15 protein-coding genes are annotated in these 16666 nt (G+C 77.6%); 8 read left to right on the forward strand and 7 right to left on the reverse strand.

The features are described 5' to 3' along the window. Positions 1 to 28: 28 nt before the first annotated feature. On the forward strand, positions 29 to 892 hold the full coding sequence (locus tag ACFO3M_RS15765; protein WP_387990655.1) for a manganese catalase: 864 nt from the start codon (positions 29 to 31) through the stop codon (positions 890 to 892). 111 nt (positions 893 to 1003) lie between these two features. Further along, positions 1004 to 1261 (forward strand): hypothetical protein, encoded by a 258-nt coding sequence (locus ACFO3M_RS15770; protein WP_387990657.1) that lies wholly within the window; start codon positions 1004 to 1006, stop codon positions 1259 to 1261. Positions 1262 to 1377: 116 nt separating this feature from the next. Here ACFO3M_RS15770 and ACFO3M_RS15775 read toward each other — a convergent pair whose 3' ends face one another. Then, positions 1378 to 3021 (reverse strand): solute symporter family protein, encoded by a 1644-nt coding sequence (locus tag ACFO3M_RS15775; protein ID WP_387990660.1) that lies wholly within the window; start codon positions 3019 to 3021, stop codon positions 1378 to 1380. Further along, positions 3011 to 3406, reverse strand: coding sequence for a DUF485 domain-containing protein (locus ACFO3M_RS15780; protein WP_387990663.1), 396 nt, complete (start codon positions 3404 to 3406; stop codon positions 3011 to 3013). Before ACFO3M_RS15780 ends, ACFO3M_RS15775 begins: the two co-directional genes overlap by 11 nt. Positions 3407 to 3569: 163 nt before the next feature. On the opposite strand from ACFO3M_RS15780, the gene ACFO3M_RS15785 reads away from it, so the two are divergent. Next, entirely contained in the window at positions 3570 to 4808 is a 1239-nt protein-coding gene (locus tag ACFO3M_RS15785) for a Rieske 2Fe-2S domain-containing protein (protein WP_387990666.1), read from the forward strand. Between the two features lie 83 nt (positions 4809 to 4891). Here ACFO3M_RS15785 and ACFO3M_RS15790 read toward each other — a convergent pair whose 3' ends face one another. Then, positions 4892 to 5443 (reverse strand): MarR family transcriptional regulator, encoded by a 552-nt coding sequence (locus ACFO3M_RS15790; RefSeq protein ID WP_387990669.1) that lies wholly within the window; start codon positions 5441 to 5443, stop codon positions 4892 to 4894. A gap of 97 nt (positions 5444 to 5540) precedes the next feature. Here ACFO3M_RS15790 and ACFO3M_RS15795 point away from each other — a divergent pair, with 97 nt between their 5' ends. Then, a complete protein-coding gene (locus ACFO3M_RS15795) occupies positions 5541 to 6074 on the forward strand; it encodes a copper chaperone PCu(A)C domain-containing protein (RefSeq protein WP_387990671.1) in 534 nt (177 codons plus the stop codon). A 58-nt stretch (positions 6075 to 6132) separates the two neighbouring features. Further along, positions 6133 to 7368 carry an MBL fold metallo-hydrolase gene (locus tag ACFO3M_RS15800; RefSeq protein WP_387990674.1) on the forward strand — a complete coding sequence of 412 codons (1236 nt, stop codon included), beginning with the start codon at positions 6133 to 6135 and terminating at the stop codon, positions 7366 to 7368. Positions 7369 to 7694: 326 nt separating this feature from the next. Here ACFO3M_RS15800 and ACFO3M_RS15805 read toward each other — a convergent pair whose 3' ends face one another. The 3 genes from ACFO3M_RS15805 to ACFO3M_RS15815 all read right to left on the reverse strand — a co-directional run bounded on the left by ACFO3M_RS15805 (position 7695) and on the right by ACFO3M_RS15815 (position 10549). Next, positions 7695 to 8549 (reverse strand): Fpg/Nei family DNA glycosylase, encoded by an 855-nt coding sequence (locus ACFO3M_RS15805; RefSeq protein WP_387990677.1) that lies wholly within the window; start codon positions 8547 to 8549, stop codon positions 7695 to 7697. An 88-nt stretch (positions 8550 to 8637) separates the two neighbouring features. Beyond that, complete coding sequence (locus tag ACFO3M_RS15810) at positions 8638 to 10128, reverse strand: NAD-dependent malic enzyme (RefSeq protein ID WP_387990680.1); 1491 nt, start codon at positions 10126 to 10128, stop codon at positions 8638 to 8640. Between the two features lie 34 nt (positions 10129 to 10162). Continuing rightward, a complete protein-coding gene (locus ACFO3M_RS15815) occupies positions 10163 to 10549 on the reverse strand; it encodes a hypothetical protein (RefSeq protein WP_387990683.1) in 387 nt (128 codons plus the stop codon). A gap of 127 nt (positions 10550 to 10676) precedes the next feature. Between ACFO3M_RS15815 and ACFO3M_RS15820 the strand changes: the two genes are divergently transcribed. Together ACFO3M_RS15820 and ACFO3M_RS15825 are read left to right on the forward strand one after the other, a co-directional pair. Beyond that, complete coding sequence (locus ACFO3M_RS15820) at positions 10677 to 11597, forward strand: CPBP family glutamic-type intramembrane protease (RefSeq protein ID WP_387990686.1); 921 nt, start codon at positions 10677 to 10679, stop codon at positions 11595 to 11597. 37 nt (positions 11598 to 11634) lie between these two features. Beyond that, positions 11635 to 14841 carry a BTAD domain-containing putative transcriptional regulator gene (locus ACFO3M_RS15825; protein WP_387990689.1) on the forward strand — a complete coding sequence of 1069 codons (3207 nt, stop codon included), beginning with the start codon at positions 11635 to 11637 and terminating at the stop codon, positions 14839 to 14841. Between the two features lie 35 nt (positions 14842 to 14876). Here ACFO3M_RS15825 and ACFO3M_RS15830 read toward each other — a convergent pair whose 3' ends face one another. Next, positions 14877 to 15329, reverse strand: coding sequence for a DUF309 domain-containing protein (locus ACFO3M_RS15830; protein ID WP_387990692.1), 453 nt, complete (start codon positions 15327 to 15329; stop codon positions 14877 to 14879). Between the two features lie 176 nt (positions 15330 to 15505). Here ACFO3M_RS15830 and egtA point away from each other — a divergent pair. Next, the coding region (egtA, locus tag ACFO3M_RS15835; protein ID WP_387990695.1) for an ergothioneine biosynthesis glutamate--cysteine ligase EgtA at positions 15506 to 16666 on the forward strand (1161 nt) is incomplete at its 3' end.

A 16666-nucleotide genomic window follows, 5' to 3' on the forward strand; every position in this document is an offset into this window, starting at 1 on the left:
ACGACGCAAGCCGAGTGAGGGAGAACCCGTGTTCACGCACACCCACGCCCTGCAGTACGAGGCCAAGCCCGACGGCCCCGACCCGGACTTCGCCCGCAAGATGCAGGAGATCCTGGGCGGTCAGTGGGGCGAGATGACCGTCGCCACGCAGTACCTGCTGCAGGGCTGGAACACCCGCCTGCCCGGCAAGTACAAGGACATGCTCCTCTCGATCGGCACCGAGGAGCTGGCCCACGTCGAGATGATCGTGACGATGATCGACCGGCTGCTCGACCACGCGCCGCTGAAGCCGGACTCGGCCGACCGCACCAAGGAGGCCGCGGCCGGCTACGGCCAGCACAACCCGCAGCACCTGATCCAGAACGGGCAGGGCGCGTCCTACATGGACTCGATGGGCAACCCGTGGTCCGGCGCGTACGTCACCGCCTCCGGCAACCTGATGGCCGACTTCTACTACAACGCCACCGCCGAGATGCAGGGCCGGCTGCAGGTGGCCCGGCTCTACAACATGACCGACGACCCGGGCGTCAAGGACATGCTGCGGTTCCTCATCACCCGCGACCACATGCACCAGCAGCAGTGGCTGGCCGCCGTCGAGCAGCTGAAGGAGGACGGTCTCGAGGGGCTGCCGGTGCCCGAGGCCTTCCCGCTGTCGGACGAGGTCGGCGACCTGGGCTACACCTTCATCCAGGCCTCCGACGGCCCCGAGGCCGCCAACGGCCGCTGGGCCTCCGGCCCCGCGCTCGACGGCACGGACAACCAGTTCCGTGCCGCGGCGATCGAGGCGACGGCCGACGCCCCGACGCTGGTCCCGGGCGACCCGCGGCTCTACGACACCCCGCAGACCGAGGCCCACACGCTGCTGCAGAAGGCCAAGGACCTGCTCAAGTGAGCCGCTGAACTCCCGATTCCCGCGCCGTCGCCGCGCCGGCGGCCGGGCTCCCGCAGCCCGGCCGCCGGCCCGGCGGGGCCGCGCCCAGAACGGCAGTCCCCGGAGGTCCCCGTGCACCTGCCCACCCCCGCCGTCGTCCTGACGGCGGTCTACGCCGCGGCGCTCGCCGTCGCCGTGGCCGGCGCCGCCACCGGCTCGGTCCGCGAGGCCCTGGCCGGCCTGGTGGTCCTCGCCGCCGTCGTCACCCGCTGGGCGCTGCGGCGCTCCCGCCGCGCCGCTCCCTCCACCGCGGCGGCCGTCGTCGCCGTCGACGCCGCGCTGCCCGACACCGCCCTCCCCGAGGCCGTGCCCGCCGCCCGCGCCGCCTGAACGCGCGAGGCGCGCGCCCCGTCGGGGACGCGCGCCTCGGCAGGTGAGGTGCTGGAACGGCCCCCTGGCAGGGTCCCGCCCCGAGCGGAGCGAGGGGTGGGGGGCCAGGGGTCCTCTCAGTGGGCGACGGCCTTCTCCGCACCGATCCCGGTGAGCGAGCGGACCTCCAGCTCGGCGGTCTTGTCCAGGTCCGGCTTCTCCTTGGACAGGACCGTGCCCAGCCAGCCGAGGAAGAACGACAGCGGGATGGACACGATGCCGGGGTTGTTCAGCGGGAACCAGTGGAAGTCCACGTCCTGGAACAGCGACGGGGACAGCCCGGTGGCCGGGTTGACCGGCGCACCCGACACGACCGGCGAGAAGACGATCAGCACGATGCAGGCGATCAGGCCGCCGTACATCGACCACAGCGCGCCCTGGGTGGTGAACCGCTTCCAGAACAGCGTGTAGAGGATCGTCGGGAGGTTCGCCGACGCCGCGACGGCGAAGGCCAGGGCCACCAGGAAGGCGATGTTCAGCCCGGCCTGCAGGGCGAGGATGCCCAGGCCGATCGAGATCGCCCCGATGACGACGGCGGTGATGCGGGCGACCCGCACCTCGCCGTTGGGCGGCACGTTGCCCTTCTTGATGACCGACGCGTAGACGTCGTGCGCGAACGAGGCCGACGCGGTGATCGTCAGGCCGGCGACCACCGCGAGGATCGTCGCGAACGCGACGCCCGCGATGATGCCGAGCAGCACCGTGCCGCCGAGCTCGAAGGCCAGCAGCGGCGCGGCGGAGTTGACCGCACCGGGTGCGCCGAGGACGGTCTCCGCGCCGACCAGGGCGCCCGCGCCGTAGCCGATGACCAGGCTGAACAGGTAGAAGATGCCGATCAGCCAGATCGCCCAGACCACCGAGCGACGGGCGTCCTTCGCCGTCGGCACGGTGTAGAAGCGCATGAGCACGTGCGGCAGGCCCGCCGTGCCGAGCACCAGGGCCAGGCCCAGCGAGACGAAGTCGAGCTTCGACGTGCTGGTCGCGCCGTACTGCGCGCCGGGCGCCAGGACGTCGCGGCCCTCGACCGCGTTGGCCTGCGCGCCGCCCAGCAGCGAGGACAGGTTGAAGCCGAACTCGCCGAGCACCCACAGGGTCATGACCAGCGCGCCGGCGATCAGCAGCGAGGCCTTGATGATCTGCACCCAGGTCGTGCCGCGCATGCCGCCGACCAGCACGTAGATGATCATCAGGGCGCCGACGAGGACCACGACCAGCGCCTGCGCGGCCTCGCCGGTGACCCCCAGCAGGAGGGTCACCAGCCCGCCGGCGCCCGACATCTGGGCCAGCAGGTAGAACAGCGACACCGCGAGCGTGGAGATGGCCGCGGCGGTGCGCACCGGGCCCTGCCGCATCCGGAAGGCCAGGACGTCGGCCATGGTGAACCGGGCGGTGTTGCGCATGAGCTCGGCGACCAGCAGCAGCGCCACCAGCCAGGCGACGAGGAAGCCGATCGAGTACAGGAAGCCGTCGTAGCCGTAGACGGCGATGGCCCCGGCGATGCCGAGGAACGAGGCAGCCGACAGGTAGTCGCCCGCGATGGCCAGGCCGTTCTGGGTGCCGCTGATGTTGCGGCCCGCGGCGTAGTAGTCCGCCGCGCTCTTGTTGTTGCGGCTGGCCCGGAAGGTGATGACCAGGGTGACCAGCACGAACGCGCCGAAGATCGCGATGTTGAGCGCCGGCGTCCCGATGGTGGCGTCGGCGGCGAGCACGTCAACGGGCACGCGTGGCCCCCTTCCCGAGGTCGGTGGCGGCGCGGTGGCCGGCGGCGTACTCGTGGTGCTCGAGCCGCTCGCGCATCTCGTCGGCGATCGGGTCCGTGCGCCGGTTGGCGTGCGACACGTACACGTGGGTGATCACGAACGTCGACAGGAACTGGCCGAGCCCCAGCAGGAGCCCGAGGTTGACGTTGCCGAACACCCGGGTCGCCATGAAGTCCGGCGCGTAGGTGGAGAGCAGGACGTAGAGCAGGTACCAGGCCAGGAAGGCCACGGTCATCGGGAACGCGAAGGCCCGGAAGCGCCTGCGCAGTTCCGTGAACTCCGGCGAGTCCTGTGCCTGCCGGTACTCCTCCGGCGTCAGCAACCGCCGTTCGGCGGGTTCGGTCACGGCTGTGCCCCCTCGTGTCGACCTGTTCCGGACGTGTGACGGCGCTCACCATAGGTCGGCGACGGTTGAGTCGGAAATGATCGAAACTATCGGTGCGGAGCCGTGACCTGAGCTTCCGACCGCCGTAACGCCGCGGTAGTGCGCCGGCGGTGCACTGGACGGCATGACCGCGACGGCAGGCACGTCGACCGGACGGTCGACGGGGTGGTTCCCGGTGGCCCGCGCCACCGAGGTCGGGACGACGCCGGTGCCGGTGGGCGCCGGGGGACGCGCGTACGTCGTCGTCCGGCTGCGGCCCGGCGGGGAGGTCAGCGCCTTCCCGGCCCGGTGCCCGCACCGGCTGGTCCCGCTGGCGGCGGGCGCCGTCGTCGGGGGCCGGCTGCAGTGCCCGTACCACGGCTGGCGCTTCGACGCCGACGGCCGCTGCGTGGACGTCCCCTCCCTCGGGCCCGACGGCAGCCCGCCGCCGCGGGCGGACCTGCCGGTGCCGTGGGCGGTGGAGGAGCGGCACGGCTGGGTCTGGCTCGCGCCCGAGCGGACCGTCGTCGCCCTCCCGCCGGCCCCCGCCGCCGAGCCGGTGCCCGAGCCCGCTCCGGCCCCCGGGCCGCCGCCGGGGCCGGTGTTCGGCAACCTCGACCCGTCGCTGGAGCATGCCTGGCACCCGGTTGCGCTGTCCCGCGAGCTGCGGCCCGGTGGCTGGCTGCAGGTCCGGCTGCTCGGCCGCACGTGGGCGCTGTCCCGCGGCGCGGACGGCCTGTCGGCGGACCCGCCGGCGTGGGGCGTGCGCGAGCGGTTCGGCGTCGTCTGGCTGGCGCCGGCCGAGCCCCGCGACGTCCCGCTCGAGCTGCCCGAGGACGGCGACCGCCGCTTCGTCCGCGGCTGGCTGACGCCGGTCCGCTCGGCCGGCCCCGCCGGACCGCTGGCCGACGCCCTCCTCGATCCCACGCACGGCCCGTTCGTGCACGGCGATCCCGAGGACGGCGCGCCGGCCCCCGAGGTGACGCCGGAGCCGGGCGGGTTCACGAGCGTGCGCGAGCAGGGCGCGACGGTGGCCACCGCCGTCCACCGCGCGCCGTTCCAGCTGCGGCGGCGGCTGGAGTCCCCGGCCTCCGGCGCGGCGACGACGACGCTGTTCCTCCTGCAGCCCGAGGACGCCGACTCCACCCGCGTCCACGCGTGCGTGCTGCTGCGCGCGGGGCACGGCGAGCCGCTGCCGGGGCCGGACGTGGTGGCCGCCGAGGTCGCCCGCACCCAGCGGGCGCTGGCCGAGGACCTCGAGCTGCAGGCGCAGCTGGCCAGCACCGGGCTGCCGCTGTCGGCGCGCGACGAGCTGCACGTGCGCTCCGACCGGCACGGCCTGGCGCTGCGCCGCGCCCTGGCCGACTTCGCCGCCGGCCGCTGAAGCACCGCCCTTCCCCTGCGGTGCCCGACCTCGCCGCGCGCGGTGGGGACGGGCACCGCGGGCCGGGGTCCGTGGCGCCGTCGTCAGGCCGACTCGAGCCGCTCGCCGCACGCGGGGCAGCGGGTGGGCGGGTCCTCGTCGGCCATGCGCCCGCACGCCGGGCACACCCGCGCCAGCCAGCACGCCGGGTCACCGCCCTCCTCGGGCACCTCCCGCCGGGACGGCGTCCCGCTCACCGCGCCGGCGAACTCCCCGAGTGCGGCGAGGACCGGCTCACGGCGGTCATCGGGCAGGGCGGCGACGGCGGCCCGCAGCTCGGTCAGCCGCAGGGCGTCGTAGCGGTCGAGCAGCTCCTCCCCGGCGGCGGACAGCCGGAGGCTGACCGAGCGGCGACTCGCCGGGGAGGGGCGGCGCTCCACCCAGCCCGCCGCGACCAGCCGGTCGACCAGCCGGCTCGTCGTCGAGATGCTGCCGCCGACCCCGGAGGCGAGGTCGGCGAGGGAGGCGCCCGACCGCGCGCGCAGGACGGTGAGCGCCCGCAACTGCACGACGGAGACCTCCCCCAGGCGTGCGGCCGCCCGGGTGGAGACCCCGACGACGGCCCGGGCCAGGCCGAGCAGCACCTCGTCGTCCACGCCTCCCCCTTTATGTTGCATTACGGCAACAGTTGGCATCGTGCACCGGTCGAGGGGCACACCCTACGGCACCGACCCCGAGACGAGGAGGACGACGATGCCCCGCACCGCACTCGCGATCCCCGCCGCCCTGGTCCTCACCGTGTGTGCCTGCACCGCCGAACAGCCGCTGTCGACCCCGGCCCCCGAGGTAGCGGGCGGCGCGATCGGTCCCGATGAGGCCGTCACCGGCGACCTGTCGGTGCTGCAGGTCCAGCTCGAGTACCCGCTCGACGGGCTGTACGAGGAGGGCGAGGACGCCCGGCTGTTCCTCGGCATCGCGAACTCCGGCGCCGAGGACGACACCCTGGTCGCCGTCGAGGGTCCCTTCGCCGGGGCCGTCGACGGGGACGGCGGCGCGTTCGCGATCGCCGTCCCGGCCGACGACAACGTCTATGTCGGCGCGGAGGGCGCCCCGTCGGTCACCCTGGTCGGCCTGGAGCGGTCGCTGCGGTCCTCGCAGTCGATCCCGGTGGCCCTCGAGTTCGCCCGCGCCGGGGAGGTGACCGTCGACGCGATGGTGGCCGCCGAGCGCCAGCACCCCGAGCCGCCGTACGACTTCCCCGATCCCGCGGAGGACCCGAGCACCTGACCCTCCGGCGCCGGACGGTGACGCGGGTCGCGGCGGCCGCCCGGGCGCGGCTGGGAACATGGACGTCGTGCCGTCGCCCGCCCTGCGCCGAGACCGAGCGCGCCGCACCGCCCTGACCGCCGCCGCCCTGGCCCTCCCCGCGGGCTGGCTGGCCCGCGCGCTGTGGGGGCTGCCCACGGCGATCGGTGCCGGCCGGCGGGAGATCCGGCCCACGGCGGCCGGCTCGCCGCAGTGGTCGCACGGGAAGTTCCACAACACGCTGCCCACGCCCACGCTGCCGCCGCCCAACGCCCGCCGCGGCCTGCTCCGGCAGTGGCACGACGACCGGCACGTCGGCCTGCCGGCCCGCCCGGTGCCGCTGGCCCGCCCGGAGGTCCCGGCCGAGGCCGGCGAGCTCGCCGTCACCTGGTTCGGGCACTCGAGCGCGCTGCTGGAGGTCGACGGCGCCCGCGTGCTGGTGGACCCGGTGTGGGGGCACCGCGTCTCGCCGTCGCCGGTGTTCGGCCCCACCCGGCTGCACGAGCCGCCGGCGCCGGTGGAGTCCCTCCCCCGCGTCGACGCCGTGCTCGTCTCGCACGACCACTACGACCACCTGGACCTGCCCACGGTGCGGGCGCTGGTCGAGCAGCAGGACGCGCCGTTCGTCGTGCCGCTCGGCGTGGGCGTGCACCTGCGGCACTGGGGCGTGCCGGAGGACCGCGTCGTCGAGCTGGACTGGGACGGCGCGACGACGGTCGGCGACCTGACGATCACCTGCACCGAGGCGCGGCACTTCTCCGGCCGCTACCTCACCCGCGACACCACGCTGTGGTCGTCGTGGGTGGTGGCCGGGCCGCGGCACCGCGTCTTCTTCGGCGGCGACACCGGCTACACCCCCGCCTTCGCGGGCATCGGCGCCCGGCTGGGCCCCTTCGACCTCACGCTGCTGCCGATCGGCGCCTACAACGAGGCCTGGGCGCACATCCACATGGACCCCGAGGAGGCGGTGCGCGCGCACGGCGACCTCGGCGGCGGGGTGCTGCTGCCGGTGCACTGGGCCACGTTCAACCTCGCCTTCCACCGCTGGGACGAGCCGGTGCAGCGGCTGCTCGCCGCTGCCGGGCGCTCGGGCGTGCAGGTGCTCGTGCCGCGGCCGGGCCAGCGGGTCGACGTCCTGGCGCCGCCGCCGCTGGAGGACTGGTGGACCGCGGTCGGCTCGCCCGGGCCCGGCACGGGCGCGCACGACGACGCCGGCGTGAGCGGCACCGTGCTCGCGCGGGTGCTCTCCCGGCTGATGGCCCTGCGGGCCGGCTGACGCCCAGGCGCTGCGGCGCACGACCAGCTCCGGGGGGAGGAACACCGTCCCCTCGGCGGCCGCCCCGGTGAGCCGGGCGCGGGTGGGCACGGCCCGCACCGCCGCGCCGGCGATCCGCTCCACCGGGTGCGTCGCCGTCGTCAGCCCGGTGACCCCGGCGACGGGGACGTCGTCGGGGCCGGCGACCGCGGCGTCGCCGGGACCTGCCGGCCGTGCCGGTCCAGCACCGCCAGGACGCCGAGGGCGACCCCGTCGCAGCCGGCGAGGAGCGCGTCGGGGTCCGGCCAGCGGGCGAGGACCTCCTCGGCCCCGGACCGGGACCGCTCTCAGCGCAGCAGCTTGCTCATCCGCCGGTCGGCCAGCGGCTTGCCGCCGGTCTGGCAGGTCGGGCAGTACTGCAGCGAGGTGTCGGCGAAGCTGACCTCGCGGACGGTGTCGCCGCACACCGGGCACGGCAGGCCGGTGCGGGCGTGCACCTGCAGCCCCGACCGCTTCTCCCCCTTGAGCGTCGCCGCCGCCTGGCCGACCTGGCGCTCCAGCGCGTCGGTGAGCGTGGCCCGCAGCGCGTCGTACAGCCGGACCAGCTCGTCGTCGGAGAGCCTGTCGGCCATCTTGAACGGCGAGAGCCGGGCGGCGTGCAGGATCTCGTCGGAGTAGGCGTTGCCGACGCCGGCCAGCACGGTCTGGTCGGTGAGCGTGCCCTTGAGCTGCGCGTGCCGCCCGGCCAGCAGCGCGGCGAACTGCTCGCGGTCGACGGCGAGGGCGTCGGGGCCGAGCCGGCCGATGCCGGGGACCTCCGACGGCGAGCGGACCAGGTGGACGGCGAGGCTCTTGCGGGTGCCCTGCTCGGTGAGGTCGAAGCCGTTGCCGTCGTCGAGGTGGACGCGCAGGGCGAGCGGCCCCTTGCCGGGCCTGGGCGGCGCGGTGGGCAGGCCGGTGCGCCAGTGCAGCCACCCGGCGCGGGCGAGGTGCACGACCAGGTGCAGCCCGGAGACGTCGAGGTCGAGGAACTTGCCGTGCCGGGCTGCGCCGGTGACCTCCAGCCCGGCCAGGGCCGACAGCGGCGGGTCGAACGTCTTGAGCGCCTGCAGCGCGGTCAGGTCGGCGCGCGCGACCACCCGGCCGACGGCGTTCTCGCGCAGGAACGCGGCCAGCGCCTCCACCTCGGGCAACTCGGGCACCCGGCCATGATCCCCGCCGTCGCCGCCTCCCGTCGTCCCCGGACGGGTGCACTCCCGCGGAAGTGCGCGGTGCCCGTCCGCGCGGCGCTCACCCGACGAACGACGTCCGGTCGGTGACCGTCGCGGTCGCGCCCGGCTCGGCGCGGGCGGCGTCGGCGACCGCGGCGGCCACCGCCTGCGTGACGGCGGGGTCGAACACGCTCGGGATGATGTAGTTGGCGTTGAGCTGGTCGTCGCGGACGATCGCCGCCAGCGCGTCGGCCGCCGCCAGCAGCATCCCGGTGCTGATCTCGGTGGCGCGGGCGTCCAGCAGCCCGCGGAAGACGCCGGGGAAGGCCAGCACGTTGTTGATCTGGTTGGGCAGGTCCGACCGGCCCGAGGCGACGACGGCGGCGTGCTGCCGGGCCCGGACCGGGTCGACCTCCGGCGTCGGGTTGGCCATCGGGAAGACCACCGCCCGCTCGGCCATGGCGGCCAGCGCCTCCACCGGCAGCACGTTGCCGGCGCTCACCCCGATGAACACGTCGGCGCCGGCCAGCGCGTCGGGCAGCTCGCCCCGCACGCCCGCGGGGTTGGTGCGCCGCGCGAGGTCGGCCTTGGCCGGGGACAGCCGCTCGTCGTCCGGCGAGAGGATCCCCTCCCGGTCCCACACGAGCACCTGCCCGGCGCCGGCGGCGAGCAGCAGGTGCACGATCGCCGTCCCGGCGGCGCCGGCCCCGGCGACGACGATCCGCACGTCGGCCAGCCGCTTGTCCACCACGCGCAGGGCGTTGCGCAGCGCGGCCAGCGCCACGATCGCCGTCCCGTGCTGGTCGTCGTGGAAGACCGGGACGTCGAGCCGCTCGCGCAGCCGGGCCTCGATCTCGAAGCAGCGCGGCGCGGCGATGTCCTCGAGGTTGATGCCGCCGAAGCCGGGCGCGATGAGCTCGACGGTGCGCACGATCTCGTCGACGTCCTGGGTGTCCAGGCAGATCGGCCAGGCGTCGATGTCGGCGAACCGCTTGAACAGCGCCGCCTTGCCCTCCATCACCGGCAGGGCGGCGCCGGGCCCGAGGTCGCCCAGGCCCAGGACGGCCGACCCGTCGGTGACGACGGCGACGGTGTTGCCCTTGATGGTCAGCCGGCGCACGTCCTCGGGGTGCTCGGCCAGCGCCAGGCACACCCGCGCCACCCCGGGCGTGTAGGCCATCGACAGGTCGTCGCGGGTCTTGAGCGGCACCTTGGAGGCCACCTCGAGCTTGCCGCCGAGGTGCAGCAGGAACGTGCGGTCGCTGACCTTGCGCACGGCCACCCCGGGCACGGCGCCGAGCGCGGTGACCATCTCCTCGGAGTGCGCGGCGTCGGCGGCCGAGCAGGTCACGTCGACGGTCAGCCCGTCGGGCCGGGAGTCGACGACGTCGATGGCGGTCACCGCGCCGCCGGCCTCGCCCACCGCCGTCGCGATCCGGCCGATGCTCGCCGGGTCGCCGTCGGCGGTCAGCCGCACGGTGATCGAGTAGGAGGCCGAGGTGACCGGCCCGCGCGGGACGGCGGCCGGCTCGCCGAGGGCGGTCGGGTCCGCTGCTGTGTCGCTGCTCACACCCCGATCGTGACACCGCCGGGCGCGCGCCGCGTCAGGCGCCGGGGACCGGCTCCAGCACGACCTCCAGGCCGCCGTCGGCGGCGGCCGCCACCAGCGCGGCCCCGTCGAGCGGCGGTGGGCCGAGCAGCGTGGCCAGGGCGGCCTGCGGCCCGGCCGGGACGGCGACGACGACCACCCGCGCCGCGGCGTCCCCGCCGCCCACCGACCAGGGCACGCCCCGCGGGCAGACGACGGCCGAGCCGGGCGGGCGCGGCCGCGCCGGCGCGGAGCCGACCGCGACCAGCGGGCGGCCGGCGGTGACGACGAGCACCACGTCCGCGCCCCGGGCCACGAGCCGGCGCGGCGGGCAGCCGGGCGGGACGGTCACCGCCTCGGCGGCGGGAGGACCGGGCGGGGGGACGGCGTCGAGCGGCTCCATGCCCCGCACGGTGCGCCCGCGCGCTGGTGGGCCGCTGGTCCCGCCCCCGCCAGCGGCCGACCAGTCCCCGACCAGCACCGGCTCCGACGGTGGGCGCCGATCGAGACCGACCTCCCCTGGAGCCGCCATGAGCACCTCCCCGTCCCTGTCCGCCCCGTCCCTGTCCGCCCCGTCCCCGTCCGCCCCGCCGGCCGCGCCCGCGGCCCGCCCGTCGCCGTGGCGGGAGATCGGCGTCTTCCTCGGCGCGACCGCCGGCCTGCTCACCCTGACGACCGCCGTCGCGGCGGCCGCGGACGCCGACGTCGCGCACGTCGACCAGGAGCCGCCGCTGGTCCAGGCGCTGCTGTTCGGCCAGGCCCTGATCCCCCTGGTGGCCGCCGTCCTCGCCCGACTGGTCACCGCCGGGACGCTGCGCCGGCCCGGCTGGGGCTTCCGCCGGACGTCGTGGCGCAGCCTCGGCACCGCCTGGCTGTGGGCCCTGCTGCCGACGCTGGCCGCCGGCGGCCTGCTGTGGGCCACCGGGCTGGCCGGCTTCGCCTCCGAGGGGCTGACGCCGACGGTGGCGCTCGGCCTGACGGTGCTGGTCCTGCCCTACGTCGCCCTCGCGCTCGCCGAGGACGTCGGCTGGCGCGGCCTGCTGGTGCAGCGCCTGGCCGAGGTCGCCGGCCCGCGCACCGTCGTCCTGGTCAGCGGGCTGGCCTGGTCGCTGTTCCACTGGCCGCTGGTGCTCTTCCTCGGCGGCGCGCCCGCCGGGATCCCGGTGCCGTTCGCGCTGCTGTGCCTGACCGTGGGCACCACCTCGCTGGGCGCCGCGCTCGCCTCGATGCAGCTGCGCTGGGGCATCTGGCCCGGCGTGCTGGCGCACGCGGTGCTCAACGCGCTGCTCTACCACGTGCTCGCCCCGCTGACCGCCGACAGCGGGCCCACCGAGTGGCTCTCCACGGAGACCGGCGCCGCGGGGGCCGTCACGCTGCTGCTCGCCGCGCTCGCCTGGTGGCGGGTCGCGCCGCTGCGCCGGTCCCCCGACGGCGGCACGCGAGCCGCCTGAGCCCCGGGAGGGCCCGGACCACCTACCCTCCCCGGCCGTGGACCTGCGGCTGGACGTGCTCGGGCCGACGCGGCTGCTCCGCGGCGGCGCCGCGGTGGACCTCGGCGGGCGCCGGCCCGCCGAGGTCCTCACGCTGCTCGCCGCCGCCGAGGGCCGGACCGTGCCGGCGGCCGCGCTGGCCGACCGGCTGTGGCGCGGCGTCCCGCCGGCCACCGCGACGACGACCCTGCAGGGCCACGTCAGCCGCCTGCGCCGGCTGCTGGACCCCGGCCGCGGCGCCCGGGACGCCGCCGTGCTGGTCACCCGCGGGGACGGCTACGCGCTGGTCCTGCCGCGCACCGCCGTCGACGCGCACGCCTTCGCCGACCTGGTCACCGCCGGCACCGCCGCCGACGACCGGGAGGCCGCCCGGCTGCTCACCGAGGCGCTGGCGCTGTGGCAGGACCGGCCCTACGCCGACGTCGCCGACGTGGAGGACGTCGTCCCGGCGGTGGCGCGGCTGGAGGAGCTGCGGTTGGTCGCCGTCGAGCGGCTGGCCGAGGCCCGGCTGGCGCTGGGCGCGGGCGCGGAGCTGGTGCCCGACCTCACCGCGGCGGCCGCCGTCGCCCCGCTGCGGGAGCACACCGCCGCGCTGCTGGCCCGGGCGCTGTACCGGGCCGGGCGGCAGGGTGACGCGCTGGACGTGCTGCGCCGCACGCGGGAGCGGGTCGCCGACGAGCTGGGCCTGGACGCCTCGGCCGAGCTGCGCGACGTCGAGGCCGCCGTCCTGCGCCAGGACGCCGCGCTGGCCGCCCCGGCGCGTACCCCGGCACCCGCCGCCGTGCAAGCGCCACGGGCCGAGCCGGCCGGGGACGGCTTCATTGGCCGGCCCGGCGAGCTCGCCGCGCTGGCGGCGGCGTGGGCGGCCGCGGGCGCGGGCCGCGGCACCGCCGTCGTCGTCACCGGCGAGCCGGGCATCGGCAAGACCCGGCTGGTCGAGGCGTTCGCCGCCCGCGCCGGGGCCGCCGTCCGCTGGGGGCGGTGCGCCGAGATCGGCGGCGCGCCGCCGTACTGGCCCTGGCAGCAGGTGCTCGGCGGGCTGCCCGAGGCGGCGCTCGGCGCGGACACCGGCGCCCGCTTCGCCCTCGGCCTGGACACCGCCCGCCGGCTGCACGCCCTCGCCGCCGAGCGGCCGCTGCTCGTCGTCCTCGACGACCTGCAGTGGGCCGACCGCGACTCCCTGCACGTGCTCGAGGTGGTCCTGTCCCAGCTGCACGGCAGCCGGCTGCTGCTGGCGGTGACCTGCCGCGAGGAGGCCACCGCCGACCCGGTGCTCACCCGCGTGCTGGGCCTGGCCGCCCGGCTGCCCGGCGCGCGGCGGCTGCGGCTGGCCGGGCTGGCCGCCGACGAGGTCGCCGACCTGGTCACCGGGCTGCGCGGGGACGCCCCGGCCGGCGCCGTCGTCGCCGCGCTGGCCGAGCGCACCGGCGGCAACCCGTTCTTCGTCACCGAGCTGGCCGCGCTGCCGCCGTCGGCCGGGGAGGCCGTGCCGGCCGGGGTCCGCGACGTCGTCCGGCTGCGGCTGGCCGCGCTGCCCGTGCCCGCGCGCGAGGCGCTGGCCGCGGCCGCCGTCGCGGGCCGGGACGTGCCGGTCGGCCTGCTGGCCGCCGTCGTGTCCGGCGACGACGGCGGGGTGACGACGGCGCTGTCCGCGGGCCTGCTGGTCGAGACCTCCCCCGGCCGGGTGCGCGTGGCGCACGACCTGGTGCGCGAGGTGCTGCTGACCGACCTCGGGCCGGTCGAGCGGGCGCGCGTGCACGGCCGGACGGCCGACGTCCTGGAGGCCGCGCCCGCGACGGCGACCGCGGCCGGCGCCATCGCGGTGCACCGCAGCGAGGCCGCGGCCGGCGGGCCGGACCCGGTGGCCGCCCGCGCGTGCCTCCGGGCCGCCCGCCAGGCGCTGGACCGGGCCGGCGTGGAGGTCGCGGCCGCGCTGGCCGACCGGGGGCTCGCGCACGTCCCGCCCGGGGAGGCGGCACTGGCGGCGGACCTGCACCTGCTGCGCGGCCGGGCGCTGCGCCGGCTGGGGCTGCTGGAGGAGAGCGGTGCGGCGCTGCGCGCGGCGGCGGACCTCGCCCGCGGGATCGGCGACGCGCCGCGGCTGGCCCGCGCCGCCGTCGCCTCCGCCGGCGGCGGGCTGGGTGGCTACTGGGCGTCGGTCGGCGCGCCGGCGGCCACCGACGTCGCGCTGCTGGAGGAGGCCGCGGCCGGCGCCGACGCGCTGCCGCCGGAGCTGGCCTCGGCCGTCCTCGCCGCGCTGGCGGTGCAGCGGTCCTCCACCGGCGAGGCGGGCGGCCGGGAGCTGGCCGACCGCGCGCTCGCCGCGGCCGGCGACGTCCCGTCCGCGCGGCCGCGGGCGCGGGTGGCCCGGTTCGTGGCCGACTGGACGCCGGCGCACGCGGCGCAGCGGGTGGAGCTGGCCCGGGCGCTGCTGCGCGAGTCGGCCGGCGACCCCGCCGCCGAGGCCACCGCCCTGCACCTGCTGCGCTGCGCGCTGACCGAGACCGTGCAGGCCGACGAGGCCGCGGCGGTGTCCCGCCGGTTCACCGAGCTGGCCACCCGGCGCGGCGACGGCGACCTGCTGCAGCTGGACGCCTGGTGGTCCGCGGGGCTCGCGCTGGCCCGCGGCGACGCCGACGGCGCCCGCCGGCTGGCCGACGCCGCCGTCCGCGAGGCGCCGACCACCTCCCCGGCCGCCGCCGACGTCACCCGGATGTCGCGGCAGACGATCGAGGGCATCGCCGCCTGGCACGAGCGCCGGATGGGCGCGCTGGTGCCCGAGGTGGTCGACCTGGCCGCGACCGTCGACGCCGGGTTCCTGTCGGTCCTCGCGCTGGCCCACGCCCAGGCCGGGCGGCGGGAGCAGGCGCACGCCGTCGTCGAGCGGTGGCTCGCGTTCCCCGCGCACGGCGCCCGCGAGCCGGTGCGGGCGGTGCTGCTCGCCGACGCCGCCCTGGAGCTGCGCGACCGCGACCTCGCCGCCGCGCAGCTGCCGGCGCTGGAGAGCTACGGCGACACCGTGGTGGTGCTGTGGGCGGGCACGACCGTCCTCGGTCCGACCGCGCTCTACCGCGGCGGCGTGCTCGGGCTGCTCGGCCGGCCGGGCGCGGCGGCGGAGCTGCGGCGGGCGCTGGAGATCTGCGACGCGTTCGGCCTCGCGCCGTTCGCCGCCCGCGCCCGCGCGCTGCTGGCCGAGCACGGCTGACCCACCGTGCACGTCCGCGGACGCGCCCGGTGGGGTCAGTCCCGGCCGCGCAGCCGGAACGGCCGGTCGGCGGCGAGCGGCTCCTGCGCCCAGGCCACCAGGCCCGCGACGTCGATCCCGTGCGGCGGCGCGGCCGCGTAGGGCGCCACGTTGCCCACGCCGCGCTCGACCAGCCGGGCGGCGCCGCGCCCGTTGCCGCGGGCGGCGTGGGTCAGCCCGACGGCGAGCTGCGCCAGCCCGCGCCACAGCTGCCGCTCGTGCTCGGGCGCGGCCTTCCACGCGTCCTCCAGCACCTCGTGGGCGTGGAACGGGCGCCCGGCGTCGAGCAGCCGCTGCGCCTCGGTCAGCGCCTCGTCCGGCGTGCGCGGCACCCCCTCCGGCGCGCGCTCCTCGCCCACCGCGCCGCGGGGCAGCGGGCGGCCGAGGGCGTCGCGCGGCCGGGCGTTGCGGGCCCGCCCCGCGGCGTCCCGGTCCCGGGGGGCATCCACCGGACGATCCTCGCGCGAACACCGGACGACGGCGCGGTGCGTCCTCCGGCCCCGGGGGTTGTCACAGGCGCCGTGTAGTGCATGGATGTCAGCCGAGGACGGCCCCTGCGCGAGGCCGCCCCCGCACCGACCCGCGGTCGTTCGCGACCGGTCCGGACCTGGAGGGGGTGGGCCCCGTGGGCCCTGCCGTCGAGGAGCGCACCGCGCTCGACCTCGAGACCGCCGTCGCCACCGTCACCGCCACCGCGCTGCGGTCCGGTCCGGTCGGCCGGGTCGGCCTGGAGCTCGAGGCGCACCTGGTCGACCTCGACGCCCCAGCCGCTCGGGTGCCCTGGGACCGGGTGTGCGCCGCGGTGGCCGGGGTGCCGCCGCTGCCCGGCGGCAGCCGGGTGACCCTGGAGCCCGGCGGGCAGGTCGAGCTGTCCGGGCCGCCGCTGCCCGGCGCCGCGGCCGCGGTGGCCGCGCTGCGCGCCGACCTCGCCGACCTCGCCGCCGCGCTGGCCCCCCACCGGCTCGGGCTGGCGCCGGTGGGCGCCGACCCGCTGCGCCGCCCGGCCCGGGTGAGCCCCGCGCCGCGCTACCGCGCGATGGAGCGGCACTTCACCGCCGTCGGCTGCGGCCCGGCCGGGACGGCGATGATGACCGCGACCGCGTCACTGCAGGTCAACCTGGACGCCGGCCCGCGCAGCGGGTGGAGCCGCCGCGTGGCGCTGGCCCACCAGCTCGGCCCGGTGCTGGTCGCCGTCTCGGCGTGCTCGCCGCTGCTCGGCGGGCGGGTCACCGGCTGGCGCTCGACGCGGCAGCAGGTGTGGGGCGCCCTCGACCAGGCGCGCTGCGGCCCCATCCTCGGCGGCGCCGACCCGGCCGGCGAGTGGGCGGCGTACGCGCTGGCCGCGCCGGTGATGCTGGTCCGCGACCCGCACACCGGCGACGCCGAGCCGGTGCTGACCCGCACCCGCTTCGCCGACTGGGTGACCGGCGCGGTCCCGCTGGGCGGGCGCCGGCCCACCCCGGCCGACCTGGACTACCACCTGTCCACGCTGTTCCCGCCGGTGCGGCTGCGCGGCTACCTGGAGATCCGCTACCTCGACGCCGCCCCCGAGCCGTGGTGGCCGGCGCTGGCCGCGGTCACCGCGGCGCTGCTCGACGACGCCGACGACGCCGACGCCGCCGCCGAGGCCACCGCGCCGGTCGCCGGCGCCTGGACCCGCGCCGCCCGCGACGGGCTGGCCGACCCGGAGCTGCGCGCCGCCGCGGTGCGCTGCCTGGCCGCCGCGGTGCTCGCCGTCGACCCGGACCTGCGCGACGACGTCGCCGCGCTGGCCGGGCTGGTCAGC

The organism is Geodermatophilus arenarius, assembly GCF_042654585.1.
Taxonomy (GTDB): domain Bacteria; phylum Actinomycetota; class Actinomycetes; order Mycobacteriales; family Geodermatophilaceae; genus Geodermatophilus; species Geodermatophilus arenarius.

Excerpts from the sequence above, each read along its gene's own strand:
- ACFO3M_RS15785 (WP_387990666.1), top strand. The coding sequence starts at position 3,570 with ATGACCGCGACGGCAGGCACGTCGACCGGACGGTCGACGGGGTGGTTC.
- ACFO3M_RS15795 (WP_387990671.1), top strand. The coding sequence starts at position 5,541 with ATGCCCCGCACCGCACTCGCGATCCCCGCCGCCCTGGTCCTCACCGTG.
- ACFO3M_RS15800 (WP_387990674.1), top strand. The coding sequence starts at position 6,133 with ATGGACGTCGTGCCGTCGCCCGCCCTGCGCCGAGACCGAGCGCGCCGC.
- ACFO3M_RS15815 (WP_387990683.1), bottom strand. The coding sequence starts at position 10,549 with ATGGAGCCGCTCGACGCCGTCCCCCCGCCCGGTCCTCCCGCCGCCGAG.
- ACFO3M_RS15820 (WP_387990686.1), top strand. The coding sequence starts at position 10,677 with ATGAGCACCTCCCCGTCCCTGTCCGCCCCGTCCCTGTCCGCCCCGTCC.